17 protein-coding genes are annotated in these 21349 nt (G+C 67.1%); 14 read left to right on the top strand and 3 right to left on the bottom strand.

The annotated features are described in order from the left end of the window. The 9 genes from argS to B3547_RS20150 all read left to right on the top strand — a co-directional run. On the top strand, positions 1 to 1485 hold a 1485-nt coding region (argS, locus tag B3547_RS20110), incomplete at its 5' end, for an arginine--tRNA ligase (protein ID WP_292966396.1). Positions 1486 to 1503: 18 nt separating this feature from the next. After that, positions 1504 to 2286, top strand: a complete 783-nt coding sequence (locus tag B3547_RS20115) for an SPOR domain-containing protein (protein ID WP_292966437.1) — start codon at positions 1504 to 1506, stop codon at positions 2284 to 2286. 69 nt (positions 2287 to 2355) lie between these two features. Then, complete coding sequence (gene nagZ, locus B3547_RS20120; RefSeq protein ID WP_292966399.1) at positions 2356 to 3384, top strand: beta-N-acetylhexosaminidase; 1029 nt, start codon at positions 2356 to 2358, stop codon at positions 3382 to 3384. Further along, positions 3384 to 4202 (top strand): segregation and condensation protein A, encoded by an 819-nt coding sequence (locus B3547_RS20125; protein ID WP_125954844.1) that lies wholly within the window; start codon positions 3384 to 3386, stop codon positions 4200 to 4202. The genes nagZ and B3547_RS20125 overlap by 1 nt, the downstream gene beginning before the upstream one ends. After that, complete coding sequence (scpB, locus tag B3547_RS20130) at positions 4202 to 4876, top strand: SMC-Scp complex subunit ScpB (RefSeq protein WP_292966440.1); 675 nt, start codon at positions 4202 to 4204, stop codon at positions 4874 to 4876. Before B3547_RS20125 ends, scpB begins: the two co-directional genes overlap by 1 nt. Before the next feature lie 72 nt (positions 4877 to 4948). Continuing rightward, positions 4949 to 5203: a twin-arginine translocase TatA/TatE family subunit gene (locus B3547_RS20135; RefSeq protein WP_125954845.1), complete on the top strand. Its 255-nt coding sequence runs from the start codon at positions 4949 to 4951 to the stop codon at positions 5201 to 5203. A gap of 31 nt (positions 5204 to 5234) precedes the next feature. Beyond that, entirely contained in the window at positions 5235 to 5636 is a 402-nt protein-coding gene (gene tatB, locus B3547_RS20140) for a Sec-independent protein translocase protein TatB (RefSeq protein WP_124807721.1), read from the top strand. Then, complete coding sequence (gene tatC / locus B3547_RS20145; protein WP_124807720.1) at positions 5633 to 6442, top strand: twin-arginine translocase subunit TatC; 810 nt, start codon at positions 5633 to 5635, stop codon at positions 6440 to 6442. Before tatB ends, tatC begins: the two co-directional genes overlap by 4 nt. Before the next feature lie 108 nt (positions 6443 to 6550). Then, the gene (locus tag B3547_RS20150) at positions 6551 to 9895 is read left to right on the top strand and encodes a hybrid sensor histidine kinase/response regulator (protein WP_292966404.1); all 3345 of its coding nucleotides are present in this window, start codon (positions 6551 to 6553) and stop codon (positions 9893 to 9895) included. On the opposite strand, the gene B3547_RS20155 is transcribed toward B3547_RS20150, so the two are convergent. Next, positions 9869 to 10456 (bottom strand): response regulator transcription factor, encoded by a 588-nt coding sequence (locus B3547_RS20155; RefSeq protein WP_414690596.1) that lies wholly within the window; start codon positions 10454 to 10456, stop codon positions 9869 to 9871. The genes B3547_RS20150 and B3547_RS20155 overlap by 27 nt on opposite strands. Before the next feature lie 29 nt (positions 10457 to 10485). Beyond that, positions 10486 to 12438: an acetate--CoA ligase gene (gene acs, locus B3547_RS20160; protein ID WP_194919832.1), complete on the bottom strand. Its 1953-nt coding sequence runs from the start codon at positions 12436 to 12438 to the stop codon at positions 10486 to 10488. 177 nt (positions 12439 to 12615) lie between these two features. On the opposite strand from acs, the gene B3547_RS20165 reads away from it, so the two are divergent. The 3 genes from B3547_RS20165 to B3547_RS20175 all read left to right on the top strand — a co-directional run bounded on the left by B3547_RS20165 (position 12616) and on the right by B3547_RS20175 (position 17946). Beyond that, complete coding sequence (locus B3547_RS20165; RefSeq protein ID WP_292966407.1) at positions 12616 to 14118, top strand: DcaP family trimeric outer membrane transporter; 1503 nt, start codon at positions 12616 to 12618, stop codon at positions 14116 to 14118. A 98-nt stretch (positions 14119 to 14216) separates the two neighbouring features. Then, positions 14217 to 15980 (top strand): MFS transporter, encoded by a 1764-nt coding sequence (locus B3547_RS20170; protein WP_124807715.1) that lies wholly within the window; start codon positions 14217 to 14219, stop codon positions 15978 to 15980. 82 nt (positions 15981 to 16062) lie between these two features. Beyond that, entirely contained in the window at positions 16063 to 17946 is a 1884-nt protein-coding gene (locus B3547_RS20175; RefSeq protein WP_292966411.1) for an AMP-binding protein, read from the top strand. Between the two features lie 37 nt (positions 17947 to 17983). On the opposite strand, the gene B3547_RS20180 is transcribed toward B3547_RS20175, so the two are convergent. Beyond that, on the bottom strand, positions 17984 to 18622 hold the full coding sequence (locus B3547_RS20180) for a TetR/AcrR family transcriptional regulator (protein WP_292966413.1): 639 nt from the start codon (positions 18620 to 18622) through the stop codon (positions 17984 to 17986). Positions 18623 to 18706: 84 nt separating this feature from the next. Here B3547_RS20180 and B3547_RS20185 point away from each other — a divergent pair, with 84 nt between their 5' ends. Further along, on the top strand, positions 18707 to 20194 hold the full coding sequence (locus B3547_RS20185; RefSeq protein ID WP_292966415.1) for an efflux transporter outer membrane subunit: 1488 nt from the start codon (positions 18707 to 18709) through the stop codon (positions 20192 to 20194). Further along, complete coding sequence (locus B3547_RS20190) at positions 20187 to 21338, top strand: HlyD family efflux transporter periplasmic adaptor subunit (RefSeq protein WP_292966417.1); 1152 nt, start codon at positions 20187 to 20189, stop codon at positions 21336 to 21338. Before B3547_RS20185 ends, B3547_RS20190 begins: the two co-directional genes overlap by 8 nt. The last annotated feature ends 11 nt before the right edge of the window (positions 21339 to 21349 follow it).

A 21349-nucleotide genomic window follows, 5' to 3' on the forward strand; every position in this document is an offset into this window, starting at 1 on the left:
ATCGCCGGGCCGGGCTTCATCAACTTGCGCCTGACCGACGGCGCCTGGCTGGACGAGCTGCGGCTGATCGCGGTGGCGGGCGCCGGCTATGGCCGCTCGACGCTGGGCGGGGGCAAGGTCGTCAACGTCGAATACGTCTCCGCCAATCCCACCGGGCCGATGCACATGGGCCACTGCCGGGGCGCGGTGGTGGGCGATGCGCTGGCCAGCCTACTCGAAGTCGCCGGCCACAAGGTCATCAAGGAATACTACGTCAACGATGCCGGCGGGCAGGTCGATGTTCTCGCCCGTTCCGCGCATGTCCGCTATCGCGAAGCGCTGGGCGAGGCCGCGGGCGAGATCCCGGAGGGGCTCTATCCGGGCGATTATCTGGTGCCCGTGGGCAAGGCGCTGGCCGAGGAATTCGGCGATCGCTACGCCGCCGCCCCCGAGGCCGAATGGCTTGCGCCGTTCCGGCAGAAGGCGGTCGCGGCCATGCTGGTGATGATCAAGGACGATCTCGCCCTGCTCGGCATCCATCACGACCTGTTCTCGTCGGAGGCGGAGCTGCAGGCGGCCGGCAAGCCCGAAGCCGCCGAAGCCTGGCTGCGCGCGCACGATCTGGTCTATGACGGGCATCTCGAGGCGCCCAAGGGCAAGACGCCGGAAGACTGGGAGCCGGTGGAACTGCCGCTGTTCCGTTCGACGAAGTTCGGCGACGATCAGGACCGGCCGATCAAGAAGTCCGACGGGACCTGGACCTATTTCGGCGCGGACCTCGCCTACCATTTCCAGAAGGCGGAAAAGGCCGATGCGCTGGTCGATATCTGGGGTGCGGATCATGCCGGCACGGTCAAGCGGATCAAGGCCGCCGTCGCCGCGCTGACCGGCGCGGAAGGCAAGCCGATCCCGTTCGAGGTGAAGCTGGTGCAGATGGTCCAGCTGCTGCGCGATGGCCAGCCGGTGAAGATGTCGAAGCGGGCGGGCACGTTCGTCACGCTGGCCGACGTGGTGCGCGAAGTGGGCAAGGACGTGGTCCGTTTCACCATGCTGACGCGCAAGCCCGATGCGCAGATGGACTTCGACTTCGCCCGCGTGGTGGAAGCGTCGAAGGACAATCCGGTGTTCTATGTGCAGTATTGCCACGCCCGGATCAGCTCGACGCTGCGCAAGGGCGCGGCCGAGGGCTTTGCACCCTCCGCTGCCGATCTTGCGGGGCTGGGGCCGGAGGAGTTGGCGCTGGTGAAGCTGGCCGCGCAGTTCCCGCGTCTGGTGGAAGCGGCCGCGATCGCGCGTGAGCCGCACCGGGTGGCGTTCTTCCTCTACGATCTGGCGGCAGCGTTCCACTCCTACTGGAACCTGGGCAACGATCGACCCGAAAAACGGTTCATAGTGGCACAGGATGCCGCGTTGACGGCGGCTCGGCTTTTCCTCGCGGCGCAAATCGGGCAGGTTGTGCGCAACGGCCTTGCCATCCTTGGGGTGGAAGCGGCCGAGGAACTGTGAAGGGTCAGCGACGTGAACATGGCGGACGGGGAGCAGGACGGGCAGCACGAACAGCGCGACGGGGGAGAACATTCCCCCGCGTCGATGCCGTTCGACGCGACGGAGGAGGCGGCCGAGAGCGCGGCTGGCGCGCGTCTGGCGCTGGGCGACGAACAGCGGCTGCCGTGGCTTGAGGGCGCGGATGACGTGGAATTCGATGACGAGGAGCCGGGCAACGGCCGCTTCATCGGTTTCGCGGTTCTCGGGCTGATCCTGCTCGCGGCGATTCTCGGTGGGGTCTATTGGGCCACGCACCGGGGTGGCCCCGCCGCCAATGCCGATGGCAGCCTGATTGAAGCGAGCCGCGAACCGTACAAGATCGCGCCCAAGGAGCCGGGTGGCAAGACGTTCCAGGGCACCGGCGATTCCAGCTTCAAGGTGAGCGAGGGCGAAAAGCCGGCGGCGAACCTTGCCGGCGGAGCGGCCCCGGCGGCTTCGGCGTCGGCATCGGGTTCCGCTACTGCGTCGGCCGCTGCTAGTGCCAATGCGCCCAAGCCCGGCGCGGCCCCGGCCGCACCGGCTGCGGGGGGCGTGGGCGTGCAGATCGGCGCGTTTTCCAGCAGTTCTTCCGCCGAAGCCGCGTGGAGCAAGCTTTCGGGCCAGCACGAGGCGCTTAAGGGCCTCAACCACCGTGTGGTCGAAGGCAAGGCGGATATCGGCACGGTCTATCGCCTTCAGGCGCTGGCGGGCGACGCCGGGGCGGCCAACGCGCTGTGCGGCCGGTTGCAGGCGGGCGGCCTCAAGTGCCAGGTGAAGCGCTGATCCGGCTTTTCCCCGCCATTCCGGCAGCGAAGCCTTGCGGAATGGCGGGTTTTGGCCGAATCCTGCCGCATGGTTCCGGCGATCTTCGGCCTTTCGGGCCTGACCCTCACCGATAACGAGCGCGCTTTCTTCCGCGATGCCGATCCGGCCGGCTACGTGCTGTTCGGCCGCAACGTGGCCGATCGCGCGCAACTGCGGGCGCTGACCGACGATTTGCGCGCGTTGCACGGGCGCGACCGCACGCTGATCTGCATCGATCAGGAAGGCGGCCGCGTGGCGCGGATGAAGCCGCCGGTATGGCCGCCCTATCCGCCGGGCGAACGGTTCGACCGGCTGTGGGATGTGGCGCCGGCGACCGCTATCGAGGCGGTCCGCGCCAATGCCGAGGCGCTGGGGCTCGATCTGGCCGAAGCGGGGATCAGCGTCGATCTGCTGCCGCTGCTGGATGTGCGCCAACCCGGCGCGCACGATGTGATCGGCGATCGCGCCTATGGCTCGGAGCCGCTGCGCGTGGCGGCGCTTGGCCGTGCGGCTTTGGACGGACTGGCGCGCGCGGGCCTGGCCGGGGTGATCAAGCACATGCCGGGGCATGGCCGCGCCACGGCGGATAGCCACAAGGAAATGCCCACGGTCGATGCTTCGGCCGAGGAACTCGACATCGATCTGGAGCCGTTCCGCACGCTGGCCGGGGCAGCGATCGGGATGACCGCGCATGTCCGCTACACCGCGTGGGATGCGGAAAACCCCGCTACGCAATCGCCGTTCGTGATCGGCGAAGTGATCCGCAAGCGCATCGGGTTCGATGGTCTGCTGATGACCGACGATCTCGACATGGAAGCGCTGGCGGGCAGCGTGCCCGAACGCGCCGCCCGGGCCATTGCCGCCGGGTGCGATCTGGTGCTCAACTGCTGGGCGAAGATGGACGACATGGTCGGTATCGCCAGCGCCACCCCGACGATCAGCGCGGCCGCGCAGGACCGGCTGGTCCGTGCGCTGCGGGACACGACCGATTTCGCTTCCCCTGCACCAATGGAGCGGCACGCGGCGCTTGTCGCCCGGCGTGACGAATTGCTCGCGCTGGCGGAGGCGCACGCCTGATGGATCAGGCCGCCGCCCCGCCTGCCTCGCTGTTCGATGGCGATGCGGTGTGGAACGGCGTGGCCTCGGCGGCGACCGAGGACGCTTCGCTCTATCTGGAGCTGGACGGCTGGGAAGGGCCGCTCGATTTGCTGCTGGACCTTGCCCGCCGGCAGAAGGTGGATCTCCGGCGGATTTCGATCCTCGAACTGGTAGACCAGTACCTCGGCTATATCGAGCGGGCCGAGGCGTTGAAGCTGGAACTGGCGGCGGACTACCTGGTGATGGCGGCCTGGCTCGCTTACCTCAAGTCGCTGTTGTTGCTGCCGGACGATCCGGAAATCCAGCCTTCGCCCGAGGAACTGGCGCTGCGCCTGCAATTGCGCCTGCAACGGCTGGGCGCGATGCGGGAAGCTGGGGCGCGGCTGATGGCGCGGGACCGGCTGGGGCGCGACGTGTTTGCGCGCGGTGCGCCGGAAGGGCTGCATGTCGATCAGGGGCGACGCTGGGAGTGTGACCTGTTCATGCTGATGCAGGCCTATGGTCAGGTGAAGGCGCGCACCGCGCCCGTGGTCCACATGGTGCGCGAACGCCCGGTGATGACGCTGGAATCCGCGCTCACCCGCGTGGCGACAATGCTGGGCGTGACCGTGGACTGGATGGACTTGCGCGCGTTCCTGCCGTCGCGGTGCGATCCCGCCTGGACCGATCCGCAATTGCGCCGTTCCGCGCTGGCCTCCAGCTTCGTCGCGGCGCTGGAACTGGCCAAGCAGGGGAGAGCCGAGATCGCGCAGGACGAAATGTTCGGGCCGCTGATGCTGCGGGCGGCGCAATCATGATGGAAGAACTGCCGGAGGATCGGGCGGACAGCCTGATCGATGCCCGCGGAGGATCGCCCGACGATCTCGTTCGCGCCGTGGAAGCGGCCCTGTTCGCATCCGGCGAGCCGCTGACGCCCCAGCAACTGTCCGCCCATCTCGGCGGCGCGCGGGTTGATGGCGCGCTGGAGCAGCTTGTCGCGCACTATGCCGGGCGCGGGATCGAACTCGTCGAGCGCGGCGGCTGCTGGCATTTCCAGACGGCGGCCGATCTGGCCCACCTGCTGCGAACGGAGCGCGAGGATGTGCGCCGTCTGTCGCGGGCCGCGACCGAGGCCTTGGCGATCATCGCCTATCACGAACCGGTCAGCCGCGCCGAGATCGAGGCGATCCGGGGCGTGCAGACATCGCGCGGCACGCTGGACGTGCTGCTGGAAGCGGGCTGGATTCGCGTCGCCGGCCGGCGCGAGGTGCCGGGGCGGCCCACGATCTATGCCACGACGCCCGGCTTCCTTGCGCACTTCGGGCTGGAATCGCGCCGGGACCTGCCGGGGATCGACGAATTGCGCGCCGCCGGCCTGCTTGACCCGGTGGACGATGTTTTCGCGGCCTTGACCGGGCATGATGACGAGGATCAGGCTGATGCCGAACCGGCCTTTTCCGACGTCGAAGACGAATCTTTGCGGCCTGATTGACTCTTTACGGCTTGGATTGACTGGCGATTCCGCACGAGATGTCCTATCTGGAGCGGAGAAGGAGATTTTACGATGGGTAGCCTGTCCCTACCGCACCTGATTATCCTCGCGCTGGTCGTTCTCGTGCTTTTCGGGCGTGGTCGCATTTCCGAAATGATGGGCGATTTCGGCAAGGGTATCAAAAGCTTCAAGCAGGGTATGACGGAAGAGACCGATCGTCCGGTAACCGCGCCGCCGCCGCAGCTTCAGCAGTCGACGCCGCCGGCGCCGTCCGCGCAGACCACTGCCGCTCCGGCGGAGCAGCACGGACCCTCGGGCAACGCCTGACACAGCCCGGATACCGGACCCGATCTGAACCATGTTCGACGTAGCGCCGTCAGAGCTGCTGCTGGTGGCCATTGTCGCCATCGTGGTGATCGGCCCCAAGGACCTGCCGCTTGCTCTGCGCACGGCAGGCCGCTGGATGGGCAAGATCCGCCGCGTCTCCAACCATTTTCGCTCCGGGATCGAAACCATGATCCGCGAGGCGGAAATGGAGGAAATGGAGCGCAAGTGGCGCGAACAGAACGCCGCGATCATGGCGCAGGATGCGACGCAGGACGGGGGGAAGGCCGCCGAAGGGCAGACGCCTGATGCCGCTGCCGATCAGGTCGCGGCGCCGGCCGTCATGCCCGAAGTCGCGGCGCACGCGCCGACGCCTCCGGTCGAACCCGCGCCAGCTGCTCCCGCATCTCAAACCGACGCACCCCGGCTGCTATGATTCGCGATATCGACGAAACGCAGGCGCCCTTGCTGGACCACCTGCTGGAACTGCGCACGCGGCTGTTGCGCTGCGTCTATGCGCTGGCGGTCACGTTCGCGATCTGCTTCTATTTCGCGGACGATATCTTCGCGCTGCTGGCGCGTCCGCTGATGGAAGCGTTTCCGCCGGGGCAGGGCAAGCTGATCTACACCAAGCTCTACGAAGCGTTCTTCGTGGAACTGAAGGTTTCCCTGTTTGCCGCGTTCCTGCTGAGCTTTCCGATCATCGCCAACCAGCTCTGGGCCTTCGTGGCTCCGGGGCTCTATGCGCGGGAAAAGAAGGCGTTCCTGCCGTTCCTGATCGCCACGCCGATCCTGTTCACCGCCGGCGCCAGCCTGGCCTACTTCATCGTCATGCCCACGGCCTTCAAATGGTTCCTCGGCTTTCAGGGCGACAAGGGCGGGCTGCATCTGGAGGCGCTGCCGGGCACGGGCGATTACCTGAACCTCGTCATGCAGTTCATCCTGGCGTTCGGCATCAGCTTCCTGTTGCCGGTGTTGCTGATGCTGCTGAACCGCGCCGGGATCGTCACGCGCGCGCAACTGGTGGCCGCGCGGCGCTACGTGATCGTCGGGATCACCGCGCTAGCTGCCGTGATTACGCCGCCCGATGTTGTGTCGCAGCTGATGCTCGCCATTCCGCTGCTGTTCCTGTTCGAAGGCACGCTGGTGGTGATGCGCTTCGCCGAGAAGTCCGATGCGGTAGAAAAGGCGAAGCAGGAAGCCGCAGCCGCCGCGGGCGAGCCGACCCGGCTTCTTCCCTGATTCCCTGATCGATTTCTCCCGCCCCTCTGCGTCATTTGAGCGTGGCATCGCTTGCCATGTGTCCGTCTGTTGCTAAGGACGCGGGAGTAGCTCGAAAGGCCACCAGGGATGAGCCTGACGTTGGCGGCGCTCTATGCGCTTGCACTGATTGGTATCCTGTTTGTCGTTGCCGCCCTGGTCGAAGCGCGCGCGGAAGCGGCGCGCAGCCGTCCGGCGCTGCGCCATGTCGCCTATACGCTGGCGCTGGGCGTCTATTGTTCGAGCTGGACGTTCTATGGCGCGGTCGGCAGCGCGGTGCGCGAAGGGTGGAACTACCTGCCGATCTACCTCGCGCCGTCGCTGCTGCTGATTTTCGCCCCGGCCCTGCTGCGGCGGCTGGCCGAAGCGGTGCACGAGGAAAAGGCCACCACCATTTCGGATTTCATCGCCGCCCGCTTCGGGCACGATCCCGGAATGGCGCGGCTGGTCACGCTGATCGCGCTGGTGGGCATCATTCCCTATGTCGCGCTGCAATTGCGCTCGATTGGCAGTGCCATAGCGGTCGTTTCGGGCAGCGACGTCGCGGTGCCGGTGATGGTTGCCGCGTCGGTCGTGCTTGCCGCTTTCGCGATCCTGTTCGGCGCGCGGCGGTATGAAGTCGCCGGGCGAAGCGAGGGCATGTTGTTCTCGATCGCGCTGGAATCGATCATCAAGCTGGTGGCGCTGATCGTGGTGAGCGCGATCGCCGTCTATGTCATCGCGCAGGCGCCGCCGGAGCGGTTCGCTGTCGGATTGCGCGAAACGGCGGCGCGTTTCGCTCCCTCGCATCTCTCGTTCGAATTCGTGGTGATCGGCATGATTTCCGCGATGGCGATCGTGGTACTGCCGCGCCAGTTCTTCATGGGCCTGGCCGAAGCGCAGCAGCCCGATGACCTGCCACGCGCGCGGTGGGGCGTGGCGGCCTATGTCGGCGGTATGGCGGTGCTGGTCCTGCCGATCGCCCTCGCAGGGCTTGTGGCCTTGCCGCCCGCCGCCGTGCCCGACCTGTTTGTGCTGGCGCTTCCCGATGCCGCAGGGCTGCACTGGCTGACATCCATCGCGCTGCTCGGCGGGATCAGTTCTGCCAGCGCCATGGTTATCGTGGACGCCACCGCGTTGGCGACGATGGTCTCGAACGACCTGATCTTCCCCGCTGTTCTGCGCAGCGAGACCGACGATGCCGCCGGCGCTCTGGGGCGGCGGATGATGGTGGTGCGGCGCTCGGCGATCGTCGGCATCGTCGCGCTGGCGCTGGTCTGGGCGCTGATGCTGTCGCCGCGCAGCTCGCTCGCCTCGATCGGGCTGGTCGCTTTTGCGGCGATGGCGCAGTTTACCCCGCATTTCGTGCTGGGGATTTTCGGCAAGGATCGCGATCCGGTTGCCGGGCGCGCCAGCCTGGCCGCCGGCTTCGCGCTGTGGCTGTGGACGCTGGCCATGCCGCAGGTCCTGCCCGAAGCGTGGATGACCGCATTGGCCGGAACGTTGGCCGATCCCTTGCGCCTGCTCGGCATCGGCCATGCCAGCCCGCTGGTGCATGGCGTGCTGTGGAGCATGGCGGCCAACCTGATCGTGCTTGTTGCCGGGACGGCGGGGCGCGATCCTGGAAGCCGCCTGCCGATCATGTTGCGTGGCGCGCGGCCGGTACGCAACATCGGCGAACTGGCCGATCTGGTCGGTCGCTTCACGGGCGAGGAACGGGCGGAAGAGGAGTTTCCGGTGTACCGGCGGGCGCTGCCGGTCGATCGGCTGACGGCCCGACGGGCGCAGGACCTCATCGCCGGGGTGGTCGGAGTCTCGTCGGCGCGCACGCTCGTCGCCTCCGCGCTGGCCGGCGCGCAGATGAGCATCGAGGACGTGGCGCGGCTGCTTGACGAGGGCGGCCAGTCGCTCCGCTTCTCGCGCACGCTGCTGGCGGCCACGTTCGAGAACCTGCATTCGGGCATCAGCGTCATCGATGCGGACCTCAATCTGGTGGCGTGGAACACGCAATACATCGAACTGTTCAACTACCCGCCGGGGCTGGTGCGCGTGGGCGTCCCCATCGCCGACCTGATCCGCTTCAACGTCGAGCGCGGCCATTTCGCGGGGACGCCGGACGAGGAAGTGGAGAAGCGGTTGGCGCATCTGCGCGCACGCCGGACGTTCACGTCGGAGCGTGTGCGGCCCGACGGGCGCGTCATCCGGTCCACCGGTGGACCGATGCCGGGCGGCGGCTATGTCACCGCCTTTGCCGATACCACCGAGGAAGCTCGCGTGCGGGGGGAACTGCGGCGCACGTTGGAACAACTGGAAAGCCGCGTCGCCGAACGCACGCGGGAATTGTCCGAAGCCAATCGCCTGCTGGCCGAATCGACGCGCGAGAAGACGCGCTTCCTTGCCGCGGCCAGCCACGATCTGCTGCAGCCGCTTCATGCGGCGCGGCTGTTCGCTTCCGCTCTTGATCGCAGCGTGGAAGGCGGCGCGAAAATCATGGTCGCGCGGGTGGAGCGCTCGATCGTGGCGGCAGAAGACCTGCTGCGCGCGCTGCTCGATATCAGCAAGCTCGATGCTGGCGGCATCCAGCCCAGTCCCGAGGTGATTCCGCTGGCGCGCCTGCTGCGCGACATCGCCGAAGGCATTCGCCCGATGGCGGAGGAAAAGGAACTGCGGCTGACGGTGGGGCCGGTGTTCGGCGCAGTGGAAACCGACCCCGGCCTGCTGCGCTCCGTTCTTCAGAACCTGCTGTCGAACGCCGTGCGCTATACCGAGCAGGGCGGTATTCTCGTCGGCGTCCGCCGGCGCGGCACTACGCTGCGGATTGACGTGGTCGATACGGGTGTGGGCATTCCCGAAGACCAGCAGAAGGCGGTGTTTTCCGAATTTACCCGCCTGGGGGCGGTGGAGGCCGAAGGCCTTGGCCTTGGCCTTGCCATCGTGGAACGGATCGCCAGGCTGCTCGGCGTTCGCCTGGAGCTTGCGTCAACGCCGGGCAAAGGCAGCCGGTTCAGCGTGATCCTGCCCGCCGTCGCGATGCCCGACGAGGACGCAGATGCGCACGCGCCTTTCAGCGCCGGCCGGCCGGTCCGCGCGCTGACGGTGCTGGTGGTGGACAACGATCCCGTCATCATCGAAGCTTCGGAAGCCCTTCTGGGCGGGAGCGGTCATACTGTGCTGGGCGCCGCGACTATGGCCGAGGCGCTGGCGCTGGTGGGGCGCGCGGATGTCGCGCTGCTCGATTTCCACCTCGATGGCGGGGAGGACGGCATTGCCCTGGCCGATCTGATCCACAAGGATCGCCCGGCCATGCCGATGGCGATGGTCACGGCCGAAAGCGGCGCGCAACTGCGCCGCCGCGCGCGCCGGCGCGGTATTCCGCTGTTCGTGAAGCCGATCGATCCGTCCGCGCTGGAAGCCTTCCTCGCGCGGGTCTCAATGCGCGAGGTCGAGCCCCAGTGACCGCGCGACCAGCGCGGCCTGCGTGCGGTTGCGCACGTCCAGCTTGCGCATGATCGCGGTCATGTGCGCCTTGACGGTGGCTTCGCTCATACCAAGGTCGTGGGCGATCTGCTTGTTGAGTTTGCCTTCCAGCACCGCGAGCAGCACCTTGAGTTGAGTCGGCGTCAGGCCCGCCACCTCGCGGCGAACCTGATCGACAGGCTCGGCCTGCGGGTGAATCTCCTCGGGCCGGCCCAGCGCCTTCCGGATGGCATCCTCGATCACGGTCAGATCGGCATCCTTGCGCAGGAAGCCCACCGCGCCGAATGCGCGCGCCTCCTGCGCGGCGTTGGCGCCCTCGGCGCTAGACACCACCAGGATCGGCACATCGGGCTTTTCGGCGTGGAGCAGGGCGATCCCGGAATAGCCCACCGCGCCCGGCATCTTCAGGTCCAGCGTGATAAGGCGCAAGTCGGGCGCGTCGGCCGTCGCCTTCGCGGCGGCGGCCAGCGTGCCTGCTTCCAGGATTTTCGCTTCGGGCGCGACGTGGGCAACCGCGACCGTCAGGGCCTGACGGAACAACGGGTGATCGTCGGCGATCAGGATCGTACTTATACGGCCTCCGCCAATTTCGGTCGATTGGCCAGAAGATGGTCCACGACCGAAGGATCGGCAAGGGTAGACGTATCGCCAAGGTTACTTACGTCGTTTTCTGCGATCTTGCGGAGGATTCGCCGCATGATCTTGCCGCTCCGCGTCTTGGGCAGGCCGGGAGCGAACTGGATCACGTCCGGCGTGGCGATCGGGCCGATCTCGTGCCGCACCCACTGGATCAGCTCCTTGCGCAGCGCCTCGTCAGGTTCGATCTCGGCATTGCAGGTGACGTAGGCGTAGATGCCCTGGCCCTTGATCTCGTGCGGCATCCCCACCACGGCGGCTTCGGCCACCTTGGGATGGGCGACCAGCGCGCTTTCGATCTCGGCCGTGCCCATGCGGTGGCCGGACACGTTGATCACGTCGTCGATGCGGCCGGTGATCCAGAAGTACCCGTCCTCGTCGCGGCGGGCGCCGTCACCGGTGAAATAGAGGCCCTTGAACGTGGTGAAATAGGTCTGGAAGAAGCGTTCGTGATCGCCCCACACGGTGCGCATCTGGCCGGGCCACGAATCGGTCACGACCAGGCAGCCGTCGGTCGCCCCGTCCAGGAACGTGCCGTCGTTGTCGACCAGCGCAGGCTTCACGCCGAATATCGGGCGCGTGGCGGACCCCGGCTTCAGCGCCGTGGCGCCGGGCAGGGGCGTGATCATCGCGCCGCCGGTTTCGGTCTGCCACCAGGTGTCGACGATCGGGCAGCGGCCTTCGCCCACCACCTTGTGATACCATTCCCAGGCTTCGGGATTGATCGGCTCGCCCACCGAACCCAGCAGGCGCAGCGTCTTGCGGCTGGTCTTCTTCACCCATTCGTCGCCTTCGCGCATCAGCGCGCGCAACGCGGTGGGGGCGCCATAGAAGATCTCGACGCCGAACTTGTCCACCACCTGCCAGAAGCGGCTGGCATCGGGGAAGTTGGGCACGCCTTCGAACATCACCGTGGTCGCGCCATTGGCCAGCGGGCCATAGACCACATACGAATGGCCCGTGACCCAGCCGATGTCCGCCGCGCACCAGTAGATCTGGCCGGGCCGGTAGTCGAACACGTACTGGTGCGTCAGCGATGCCCAGACCGAATAGCCGCCGGTGGTGTGCAGCACGCCCTTGGGCTTGCCGGTGGAGCCGGAGGTGTAGAGGATGAACAGCGGGTCTTCCGCGCTCATTTCCTCGGGCGCGCATTCGGCGGCTTGCGTGGCGACGGCGGTCGCCCAGTCGACATCGCGGCCTTCGACCATGGCCACGGCGGCGCCGGTGCGGCGGAGCATGATCACGGTATCGACATCGGGGCACTGCTTGAGCGCTTCATCGACATTGGCCTTGAGCGGCACCTTCTTGCCGCCACGCAGCCCTTCGTCGGAGGTGAGCACGATGCGGCTGTCGCAGTCGATGATGCGGCCGGCGAGCGCGTCGGGCGAAAAGCCCGCAAACACGATCGAATGGATGGCGCCAATGCGCGCGCAGGCCAGCATGGCCACGGCAGCTTCGGGCACCATCGGCAGGTAGATCGTGACCCGCTCGCCCTTCTTCACGCCCTTGGCGCGCAGGAGGTTGGCGAAGCGGCAGACGTCCTCGTGAAGCTGGCGATAGGTGATGCGGCGTTCCGCATCCTCGGGGCTGTCCGGCTCCCACAGGATGGCGATGGCGTCGCCGCGCTCGGCCAGGTGCCGGTCCAGGCAGTTGGCGGACAGGTTCAGCGTGCCGTCGGCGAACCACTTGATGCCGAAATCGGCCTCGTGAAAGCTGGTTTCCTTGACGCGGGTGAACGGCTTGATCCAGTCGATCCGCTGCGCTTCCTCGCGCCAGAATGCGTCGGGCTCCTCGACGGAGCGGCGGTACATTTCCTGATAGCGCGCATCGTCGATCAGCGCGTTGGCCGACCATTCCGACGGAACGGGGTAGATGGCCTCACCCATACTCAGGCTCTCCTCACATAATTCGTTGCCGCAACCCTACCGCACGGGGCCGGAGCGGCGCGCCTAGACAATGGTCGTAGATATAAGACCAAGCTCCGGCTGGTTACCAGTTCCGGTTCAAGGAAAAACCTATCCGCAGTGCCTCGCCAGATGGGCACCGGGAGAGGGATTGTCCGAATGAGCATCAAGATCAGGGGGTCTGTTTGGCTGCTTGCAGCAACCGCGCTGGCGGTGCCCGGCATGGTCCAGGCACGTCCAACCAGCCGTGAAGCCGCACTCGAAGCGCGCCTGCAACGGCTCGAAGCCGAAATGACGCAGCTGCGTGCCGATCTCAAGAGCGCGCGCGACGAGCAGGCGGTCCATGCCGATCAGGCTATCGCGGTGCGGCAGACCGCCGAACAGGCGCAGGCCCAGGCGCTGGTCGCGACCCGCACGGCGGAAGCCGCCGCCACGAAAAGCGACGAGGCGACGGCCAAGGCCACCGCGCTGGCGGACGCCGCGCCGAAGCAGGGCTTCCGTTCGGGCAATTCCAACGTCGTCCTCTCGGGTTACATCAAGCTGCTGGCTAGCAGCGCGCGCTACAGCGGCGGCGACGATCCCAGCAATTCGCTGGGGCGCGACCTCTACCTGCCGCAGTCGATCCCGGTGTTCAACCCGGCCAGCCCGACCTCGCCGACGCGCGTGACCGATTTCACCGCCAAGCAGACCCGGTTCTGGGTGGATGCCAACACCAAGCTCGGCAGCCACGCGCTGAAGGCCTATATCGAGTTCGACTTCCAGGCCGCGCCGGGCACGCCGCAGGCGCTGGGGCAGGGTACGCAGCGGACGACCAACGCCTATGACCTCGCCATGCGGCGCGCGTTCGTGCAGTTCGATCGGTGGATGTTCGGGCAGGAATTCACCAACTTCTCGAACCCGGCCGTCTATCCCGAAAGCACCGACTATGTCGGCGGCGTCGATGGCCTGATCTTCGTGCGCCAGCCGATGGTCCGCTACAGCCTGCCGCTCGACAAGGGGCTGACGTTGCACCTGGCGGCGGAGAATCCTGAAACAGCTTCGGCCACGGCGGGCGCCGCCGCGCTGATCGAGAATGGCGAGGACCACACGCCCGATTTCACCGCGCGGCTGGAATATGCGGGCAAGTTCGGGTTCCTCGACGTTGCCGCGCTGGGCCGCCAGCTGCGCGTGGACAACGCGCGGACTGGCTTGGCCCACATCAGCGATTCGCGCGTGGGCTGGGGCATCAGCACCACGGGCAAGATATTCCTCAACGAAAAGCACACCAGCGACATCCGCTTCCAGGCGACCTACGGCGAAGGGATTGGCCGCTACCTGGGCCTGAACTTCAGCCCGGATACGGTGCTGCAGGCCAATGGCCAGCTCGGCAGCGTGCGCAACCTGGCCCTGTTCGGCTCGGGCCGCTTCGCGCTGAACGATCAATGGCGGGTGAACCTGATCGGCAGCTTCCAGCGCGTGAGCTACGCCGGCTATCTCAACCGCACCACGGCGGGCATCGCCATGTACAACCGCCAGGCGTGGAGCATCGCCGGCAACGTATTCTATTCGCCGGTCAAGAATGTCGACCTTGGTGTCGAATACCGCCATGGTGACCGGCGTCTGGTCAACGATCTGAACGGCCACGTCGATCGCCTGGATTTCGCCGCGAAGTATAGTTTCTAGAAGAAGTACCTAAAAATCATAACGATGCACGCGGCTCTTCGGGTCGAACAGCCGTAAAATAGACGTTCAGATCCTGTCTGGGACTGGGAGAGGCAATCATGGACTATCAGGAAATACCGGCGGATGCCGTCGGACTGCCAAAGCATCATCAGGCGACACACAGCGAAAAGCTGATCATCACGGCATCGTCGCTGGGCACGGTGTTCGAATGGTACGATTTCTACCTCTATGGTCTGCTGACCTCGATCATCGCGGCCAAGTTCCTGACCGGGCTGAACCCGACCACGTCGTTCATCATGGCGCTGCTGGTCTTTGCGGCGGGCTTCATCGTCCGCCCGTTCGGCGCGCTGGTCTTCGGCAAGATCGGCGATACCTTCGGCCGGCGCTATACCTTCATCATCACGCTGGTGGTGATGGGGCTTTCCACCTTCCTGGTCGGCTGTCTTCCCACCTACGAGACGGTCGGCGTCGCCGCGCCGATCATGCTGGTCGTCCTGCGCATGTTCCAGGGTCTGGCGCTGGGTGGCGAATACGGCGGCGCGGCGACCTACGTTGCCGAACATGCGCCCAACAACAAGCGCGGGCTTTATACCAGCTGGATCCAGATCACTGCCACGGCGGGCCTGGCCATGGCGCTGCTGATCGTGATCACGGTGCGTTCGCCCGTGACCGGCCTGGGCGAGGATGCGTTCAAGGCCTGGGGCTGGCGCGTTCCCTACCTGCTGTCGGGCCTGTTCCTGGTGGTGGGCCTGTGGCTGCGCCTGAAGCTGCATGAATCGCCGGTGTTCCAGAAGATGAAGTCGGAAGGCACCGCCTCCAAGGCGCCGCTGACCGAAGCCTTCGGCGAATGGAAGAACCTGAAAGTCGTGCTCATCGCCTTCTTCGGCGCGATCGCCGGGCAGGCGGTGATCTGGTACACCGGTCAGCTCTACGCCATGTATTTCCTGGAAAAGATGCTCAAGGTGGATGGCATCCAGGCCAACACCCTGACGATCATCGCGCTGGCGATGGCCACGCCGTTCTTCCTGTTCTTCGGCTGGCTTTCGGACAAGGTCGGTCGCAAGCCGATCATCCTCGGCGGCGCGGCGCTGGCGGCCGTCACGCTGTTCCCCGTGTTCCATGCCTTGACCGACGCGGCCAACCCCGCGCTGGCGAAGGCCCAGGCCACGGCGCCGGTCAAAGTGACGGCGTTCCCCGGCGAATGTTCGTCGCAGTTCGATCCGGTGGGCGGCAACAAGTTCGACACCACCAGCTGCGATATCGTCAAGAACGCGCTCGCCAAGGCGGCGGTGAACTATGAGAACGTCGCCGCACCGGCTGGTGCCATCGCGTCGGTGACCATCGGCGGGGAAACGATCGTCGCGCCCGATCCGTCCACGGTTTCCGGCGACGACCGGAAGAAGGCGATCGCCGCCTTCACCGCCAGGGTCGCGGGTGCGCCTGAAGTGAAGGCGAAGCCTGCGGAAGGCGACAAGCCCGCGGTCGAAGCCAAGCCCGCCGTGGTGGGCGAGCTGGAGAAGGTCGGCTATCCGGCCAAGGCCGATCCGGCGCAGATGAACAAGCCGCTCGTCGTCGCGCTGCTGTTCTACCTCGTGCTGCTGGTGACGATGGTCTACGGCCCGATCGCGGCCATGCTGGTGGAACTGTTCCCCAGCCGCATCCGCTACACCTCGATGTCGCTGCCCTATCACATCGGCAACGGCTGGCTGGGCGGACTGCTGCCGGCGATCGGTTTCGCGATGGTCGCGGCCAACGGCGATATCTACCACGGCTTCTGGTACCCGGTCGTGGTCGCGGCGGCCACCGTGGTGATCGGGCTGTTCTTCCTGCCCGAAACCTTCCGCCGGAACATCGACCAATGACCAATGGCGCCGCGCCTTGTGTTCGATCAAGGTGCGGCGCCGAACCCCTTGGTACGGGGACGGGGACAGGAGAGGTTCGACGATGAGCGAAGCCTACAGCCGCGCGTGGCGCGACAGTATCGAGCAGCCGGAACGGTTCTGGTCCGAAGCGGCCAAGGCGCTGGAGTGGACCTCCGCGCCTTCGCGCGTGTGGGACGAAGATGGCGGGTGGTTTCCCGACGGTACGCTCAACACCGCGCACAATTGTCTGGACCGGCATATCGCGGCGGGGCGGGGCGAAGCCGCCGCGCTGATCTATGACAGCCCGGTCACCGACACGGTCCGGCAGTATAGCTACGCCGAACTGCTCGAGGAGACCGGCCGCGTTGCCGCGATGCTGGCCTCGCTGGGCGTTGGCCGGGGAGATCGGGTGGTCCTCTACATGCCGATGATCCCCGAAACTGTGTTCGCCATGCTGGCCTGCGCGCGGCTGGGTGCGATCCATTCGGTGGTGTTCGGCGGCTTCGCGGCGCTCGAACTGGCCAAGCGCATCGACGACGCCACGCCCACGGTGCTGCTGACCGCCTCGTGCGGGATCGAAGGCGCGCGCGTCGTTGCCTACAAGCCGATGGTGGACGAGGCGCTGGCGCTGGCGCAGCATCGGATCGAGCATGTCGTGCTGCTTCAGCGGGATCGGCTTGAAGGCACGCTGCACGCGCCGCGCGATCTCGACTGGCAGGCCCTGCGCGCCGCGACGGCGGCCGATCCCGTGCCCGCGTCGGTGCCGGTCGCGGCCGCCGATCCGCTCTATATCCTCTACACCTCCGGCACCACGGGCACGCCCAAGGGCGTGGTGCGCGAAAACGGCGGCCATGCCGTCGCGCTCGCCTGGTCGATGGCCAATATCTATGACATCGGCGCGGGTGACGTGTTCTGGGCCGCGTCCGATGTGGGCTGGGTCGTCGGCCACAGCTACATCGTCTATGCGCCGCTGCTGGTGGGGGCGACGACCGTGTTGTTCGAGGGCAAGCCCGTGGGCACGCCCGATCCCGGCACGTTCTGGCGCACCATCGCGCGCCACGGCGTGAAGACCTTCTTCACCGCGCCCACCGCGATCCGCGCCATCCGCAAGGAAGACCCCGACGGCCGGTTCATCGACGAGATCGGTACCGGGCGGTGCCAGGCGATCTTCCTCGCGGGCGAGCGGGCCGATCCGGAGACGATCGCCTGGGCGGAAGGCTGCACGGCGCTGCCCGTGATCGACCACTGGTGGCAGACCGAACTCGGCTGGCCGGCGATCGCCTCGTGCTTCGCGCTGGGCGACCTGCGCCGCAAGCGCGGCAGCGCCGGATTTCCCGTGCCGGGTTATGAGTTCACGATCCTGTCGGAAGACGGCCATCCCGTGCCCGCCGGTGAAAGCGGCGCGGTCGCGATCCGCGCGCCTCTGCCGCCCGGGGCCTTCCGCACGCTGTGGAACAACAAGGCCGGTTACGAGAAGAACTTCCTGGCCTTCCCCGGCTTCTACGAGACGGGTGATGCCGGATACATCGACGCCGAAGGCTTCGTGCACATCATGGGGCGCACGGACGACATCATCAACGTCGCCGGGCACCGCCTGTCCACCGGCCAGATGGAGCAGATCGTCGCCGGGGTCGACGGCGTGGCCGAATGCGCGGTGATCGGCGCGGACGATGCCATCAAGGGCATGATCCCCGTGGCGTTCGTGGTGCCGCGCGCGGGTGCTGAGGGCGACGACACGATGCGCGACCGGGTGATCCGGGCGGTGCGCGCGGAACTGGGGGCGGTTGCCGCGCTCAAGACCGCGTTCGTGGTCCAGCAACTGCCCAAGACCCGTTCCGGCAAAATCCTGCGCAACCTGTTGCGCAAGATCGTCAATGGCGAGGATTTCACCACCCCGCCGACGATCGAGGACCCCGCGGTGCCCGATGCACTGAAGGCCGCGGTCGGCGGGCACGCGCTGGTCTGAACCTTTCGCCCGGCCGCATCGGCGCGATGCGGCCGGGTCAGGGCCTTGGCCCGAAAGCGGCCATGAAGATGTCGGTGACGTTGCGCGCTTCGGTTTCGACAGCCGCGGGCGCAGGGGGTGGCGCGCCCCACAGGATGCGCCGGTGCATCCCGCCAAGGCACAGCGAGGTCAACGCGTCGGCCGCCAGCTGCGGATCGGCCTGGCGCAATTGTCCGCTGGCCATTCCGTCCGCCATGAAATCCCGGAGCATCGCCAATGTGGGGCCGGGCGCGCGTTCGAAGAACAACTGACCCAGCTCCGGATTGCGTCCGCTTTCCGCCACGATCAGCCGGTGCAGGCGCAACGGTTCGGGCAGGGTCAGCTTTGCCATGAAGCTGCGCGTGAATTGCAGAACGGCCGAAGGCATGTCCTTAGACGGGCGCAACAGGTCGGCGAACTGCTGGCGATAGGCGGCGGTGGCCTCATCCAGCACTGCCGCGAACAGGTCTTCCTTGTTGGGAAAATAGCTCCACAGCGTGGCCTTGGAGCCGCCCAGTTCGGCGGCGATCGCGGACATCGAGGTGGCGGCATAGCCGTTGTCGAGGAACTGGCGCTTGGCCACTTCGACAATGGCTTCGCGCCTGTCGATCTTGCGCGCCTCGCGCTTTCCGGGAGCTTTCTTTGCTGACTGCGGCATGACCGTACTATACGGTACAGTTTTATGTTGACAAGACCCCGTGCGTCGTTAATGCCTAACCGTACCACAGAGTACGGTTTTCCCATGACTCATCACCATTCCCGTTTTCTTCCGGTGCTCGCGCTCGGCGGCTCGCTGTTGCTGGGTGCCTGCGCGTCGATTCCGCACCAGGGACCGGCGCCGACGATTCGCGCGGCGGACAGCTTTGCCGCCACGCGCGCGCTTGCCCCCCAGCCCGTGCCGGCGAACGGGGTGCCAGCTGCGGCCTGGCCCGAAGCCAATTGGTGGAACGCTTACGGCGACAGCCAGTTGACCGCGCTGATCGAGGAAGGACTGGCCGGCGCACCTGATCTGGCGGCGGCGGCGGCGCGCCTGCGCGCGGCGCGCGCCCTGGCGCAGCAGGCCGGCGCCGCACGCCTGCCGTCGCTGGGCGTGCAGGGCAGCGTGGGCGAAAACAAGCAGAGCTACAACAACGGTATCCCTCGCGCCTTCGTGCCGAAGGGGTGGAACGATACCGGGCAGGTCGCCGCCACGCTGGAATTCGACCTCGATCTGTGGGGGCGCAACCGGGCCGCGCTGGCGGCCGCCACCTCGCAGGCCGAAGCGGCGCGGATCGATCTGGAACAGGCGCGGCTGGTGCTGTCCACCAACATCGCCAGCGCCTATGCCGATCTTGCCCGTCTCACGGCGGAACGCGCGGTGCAGGCACGGGCGCTGGAACTGCGGCAGCAAACGCGCGCGCTGGTGTCCGACCGCGTGACCACGGGCCTCGATACGCGCGGCGAACTGAAGCAGGCCGATGCCGCCGTGCCGGCCTCGCGCGCTGATCTTGCCGCCACCGACGAAATGATCGCGCTCACCCGCAACCGCATCGCCGCGCTGGTGGGCAAAGGGCCGGATCGCGGCATGGACATCGCGCTGCCCGCCGTGGTGGCAACCGCGCGGGGCTTGCCGGTGGACGTCACCACCGACCTGATCGGCCGCCGGCCTGACATCGCCGCCGCCCGTGCCCGGGTGGAAGCCGCCGCCAGCCGCATCAAGGTGGCGCGCGCCGATTTCTATCCGGCGATCAAGCTGAGTGCGCTGGCGGGGTTCCAGGCGCTGGGCCTTGGCAACCTGTTCGACAGCGGCTCCACCTATGGGCAGGTCGGCCCCGCGATCAGCCTGCCGCTGTTCCGGGGCGGGGCCTTGCAGGGCCAGTACCGGCAGGCGCGCGCCACCTATGACGAGGCGGTCGCGAGCTATGACGGCACGGTTGCGACGGCGTTCCGCGAAGTGGCCGACGCCGTCGCCAGCCGCAACGCGCTGGCGGCCCGCCTCGGGGAAAGCCGGCAGGCGCTGGCGGCATCGGAGCAGGCCTATGCCATTGCCCGGCAGCGCTACGAAGGCGGGCTTTCCACGTACCTCAACGTTCTGACCGCCGAGCAGCAGGTGCTGCAGAGCCGGATGGCCGTCGCCGATCTCGAAGCGCGTGCCTTCTCGCTCGATGTTGCCCTTGTCCGTGCGCTCGGCGGCGGATTTTCGATCACCAGCACCGCGATTGCCGCACCGAAGGATTCCTCCCATGGCTGAAGCCGATCCCGCCGTCCTGACCGAAGGCGCCCAGATTGCCCCTGCATCCGGCGCCAGCGAGAAACGCCGCACCGCTCTGCGCGCGATCGCGGCGGCCGTGGTGCTGGCCGCCCTTGCCTATGGCTTGTGGTACGTCCTCGTCGGCAGTCACTACGTCGAGACCGACAATGCCTATGTCGGGGCCGATACCGCCAGCGTGACGTCAATGGTCGCGGCGCAGGTTGCGGGCGTTCCGGTGCAGGATACGCAAGTCGTGAAAAAGGGCGATGTGCTGGTGCAGCTCGACGATCGCGATGCCCGCATCGCGCTGGCGCAGGCCGAGGCGGAACTGGCCAAGGCCCGCCGGATGTATGGCCAGACGGCGGCGACCAGCACGGCGCTGGCGGCGCAGGTCGCCGCGCGCGAGGCGGATATCACCCGCGCCCGGGCGCAGCTTGCCGCAGCCGAGGCGGAGTTCACCAAGGCCCGGATCGATCTCGACCGTCGCCGCCGCCTCGCACCCAATGGGGCGGTGTCCGGCGAGGAACTGACCAGCGCGACCAACGCCTTCGCGGCGGCGCAGGCCAATCTCGAACTCGCCCGCGCCGGCGTGGCGCAGGCCGCCTCCACCCGTGGCGCGGCCAGCGGGCAACTCGCCGCCAACAACGCGCTGATCGCGGGCACCAGCGTCGCCACCGCGCCCGAAGTCCAGGCCGCCGAGGCCCGCGTGGCGCAGGCCCGGCTCGATCTGGAGCGCACGGTGGTCCGCGCGCCCGTCGATGGCATCGTCACGCGGCGCAACGTCCAGGTGGGTCAGCGCGTCGCGCCCGGCGGTGTGCTGATGCTGGTGGTGCCGGTGGGCCAGCTCTATGTCGACGCCAATTTCAAGGAAGGACAGCTTGCCAAGGTGAAGATCGGCCAGCCGGTCACGCTCACGTCCGATCTCTACGGCGGCGGCGTGACCTATCATGGCAAGGTGACCGGGCTTTCGGGCGGCACCGGTGCCTCCTTCGCGCTGATCCCCGCGCAGAATGCCACGGGCAACTGGATCAAGGTCGTCCAGCGCCTGCCCGTGCGCGTCACGCTCGATCCGCAGGAACTGCGCGATCATCCGCTGCGCGTGGGCCTGTCGATGACCGCCGAGGTTGACGTTTCCGGTAAGTGAGGAGGCGGTCC

Origin of the sequence: Novosphingobium sp. UBA1939 (assembly GCF_002336885.1) — a bacterium.
In the GTDB taxonomy this organism is placed as follows: domain Bacteria; phylum Pseudomonadota; class Alphaproteobacteria; order Sphingomonadales; family Sphingomonadaceae; genus Novosphingobium.

What these genes read in the sequence shown, in the direction of transcription:
- B3547_RS20115 (WP_292966437.1), top strand. Translation starts at nt 1,504, where the DNA reads ATGGCGGACGGGGAGCAGGACGGGCAGCACGAACAGCGCGACGGGGGA.
- nagZ (WP_292966399.1), top strand. Translation starts at nt 2,356, where the DNA reads ATGGTTCCGGCGATCTTCGGCCTTTCGGGCCTGACCCTCACCGATAAC.
- B3547_RS20125 (WP_125954844.1), top strand. Translation starts at nt 3,384, where the DNA reads ATGGATCAGGCCGCCGCCCCGCCTGCCTCGCTGTTCGATGGCGATGCG.
- scpB (WP_292966440.1), top strand. Translation starts at nt 4,202, where the DNA reads ATGGAAGAACTGCCGGAGGATCGGGCGGACAGCCTGATCGATGCCCGC.
- B3547_RS20135 (WP_125954845.1), top strand. Translation starts at nt 4,949, where the DNA reads ATGGGTAGCCTGTCCCTACCGCACCTGATTATCCTCGCGCTGGTCGTT.
- tatB (WP_124807721.1), top strand. Translation starts at nt 5,235, where the DNA reads ATGTTCGACGTAGCGCCGTCAGAGCTGCTGCTGGTGGCCATTGTCGCC.
- tatC (WP_124807720.1), top strand. Translation starts at nt 5,633, where the DNA reads ATGATTCGCGATATCGACGAAACGCAGGCGCCCTTGCTGGACCACCTG.
- B3547_RS20150 (WP_292966404.1), top strand. Translation starts at nt 6,551, where the DNA reads ATGAGCCTGACGTTGGCGGCGCTCTATGCGCTTGCACTGATTGGTATC.
- acs (WP_194919832.1), bottom strand. Translation starts at nt 12,438, where the DNA reads ATGGGTGAGGCCATCTACCCCGTTCCGTCGGAATGGTCGGCCAACGCG.
- B3547_RS20165 (WP_292966407.1), top strand. Translation starts at nt 12,616, where the DNA reads ATGAGCATCAAGATCAGGGGGTCTGTTTGGCTGCTTGCAGCAACCGCG.
- B3547_RS20170 (WP_124807715.1), top strand. Translation starts at nt 14,217, where the DNA reads ATGGACTATCAGGAAATACCGGCGGATGCCGTCGGACTGCCAAAGCAT.
- B3547_RS20175 (WP_292966411.1), top strand. Translation starts at nt 16,063, where the DNA reads ATGAGCGAAGCCTACAGCCGCGCGTGGCGCGACAGTATCGAGCAGCCG.
- B3547_RS20180 (WP_292966413.1), bottom strand. Translation starts at nt 18,622, where the DNA reads ATGCCGCAGTCAGCAAAGAAAGCTCCCGGAAAGCGCGAGGCGCGCAAG.
- B3547_RS20185 (WP_292966415.1), top strand. Translation starts at nt 18,707, where the DNA reads ATGACTCATCACCATTCCCGTTTTCTTCCGGTGCTCGCGCTCGGCGGC.
- B3547_RS20190 (WP_292966417.1), top strand. Translation starts at nt 20,187, where the DNA reads ATGGCTGAAGCCGATCCCGCCGTCCTGACCGAAGGCGCCCAGATTGCC.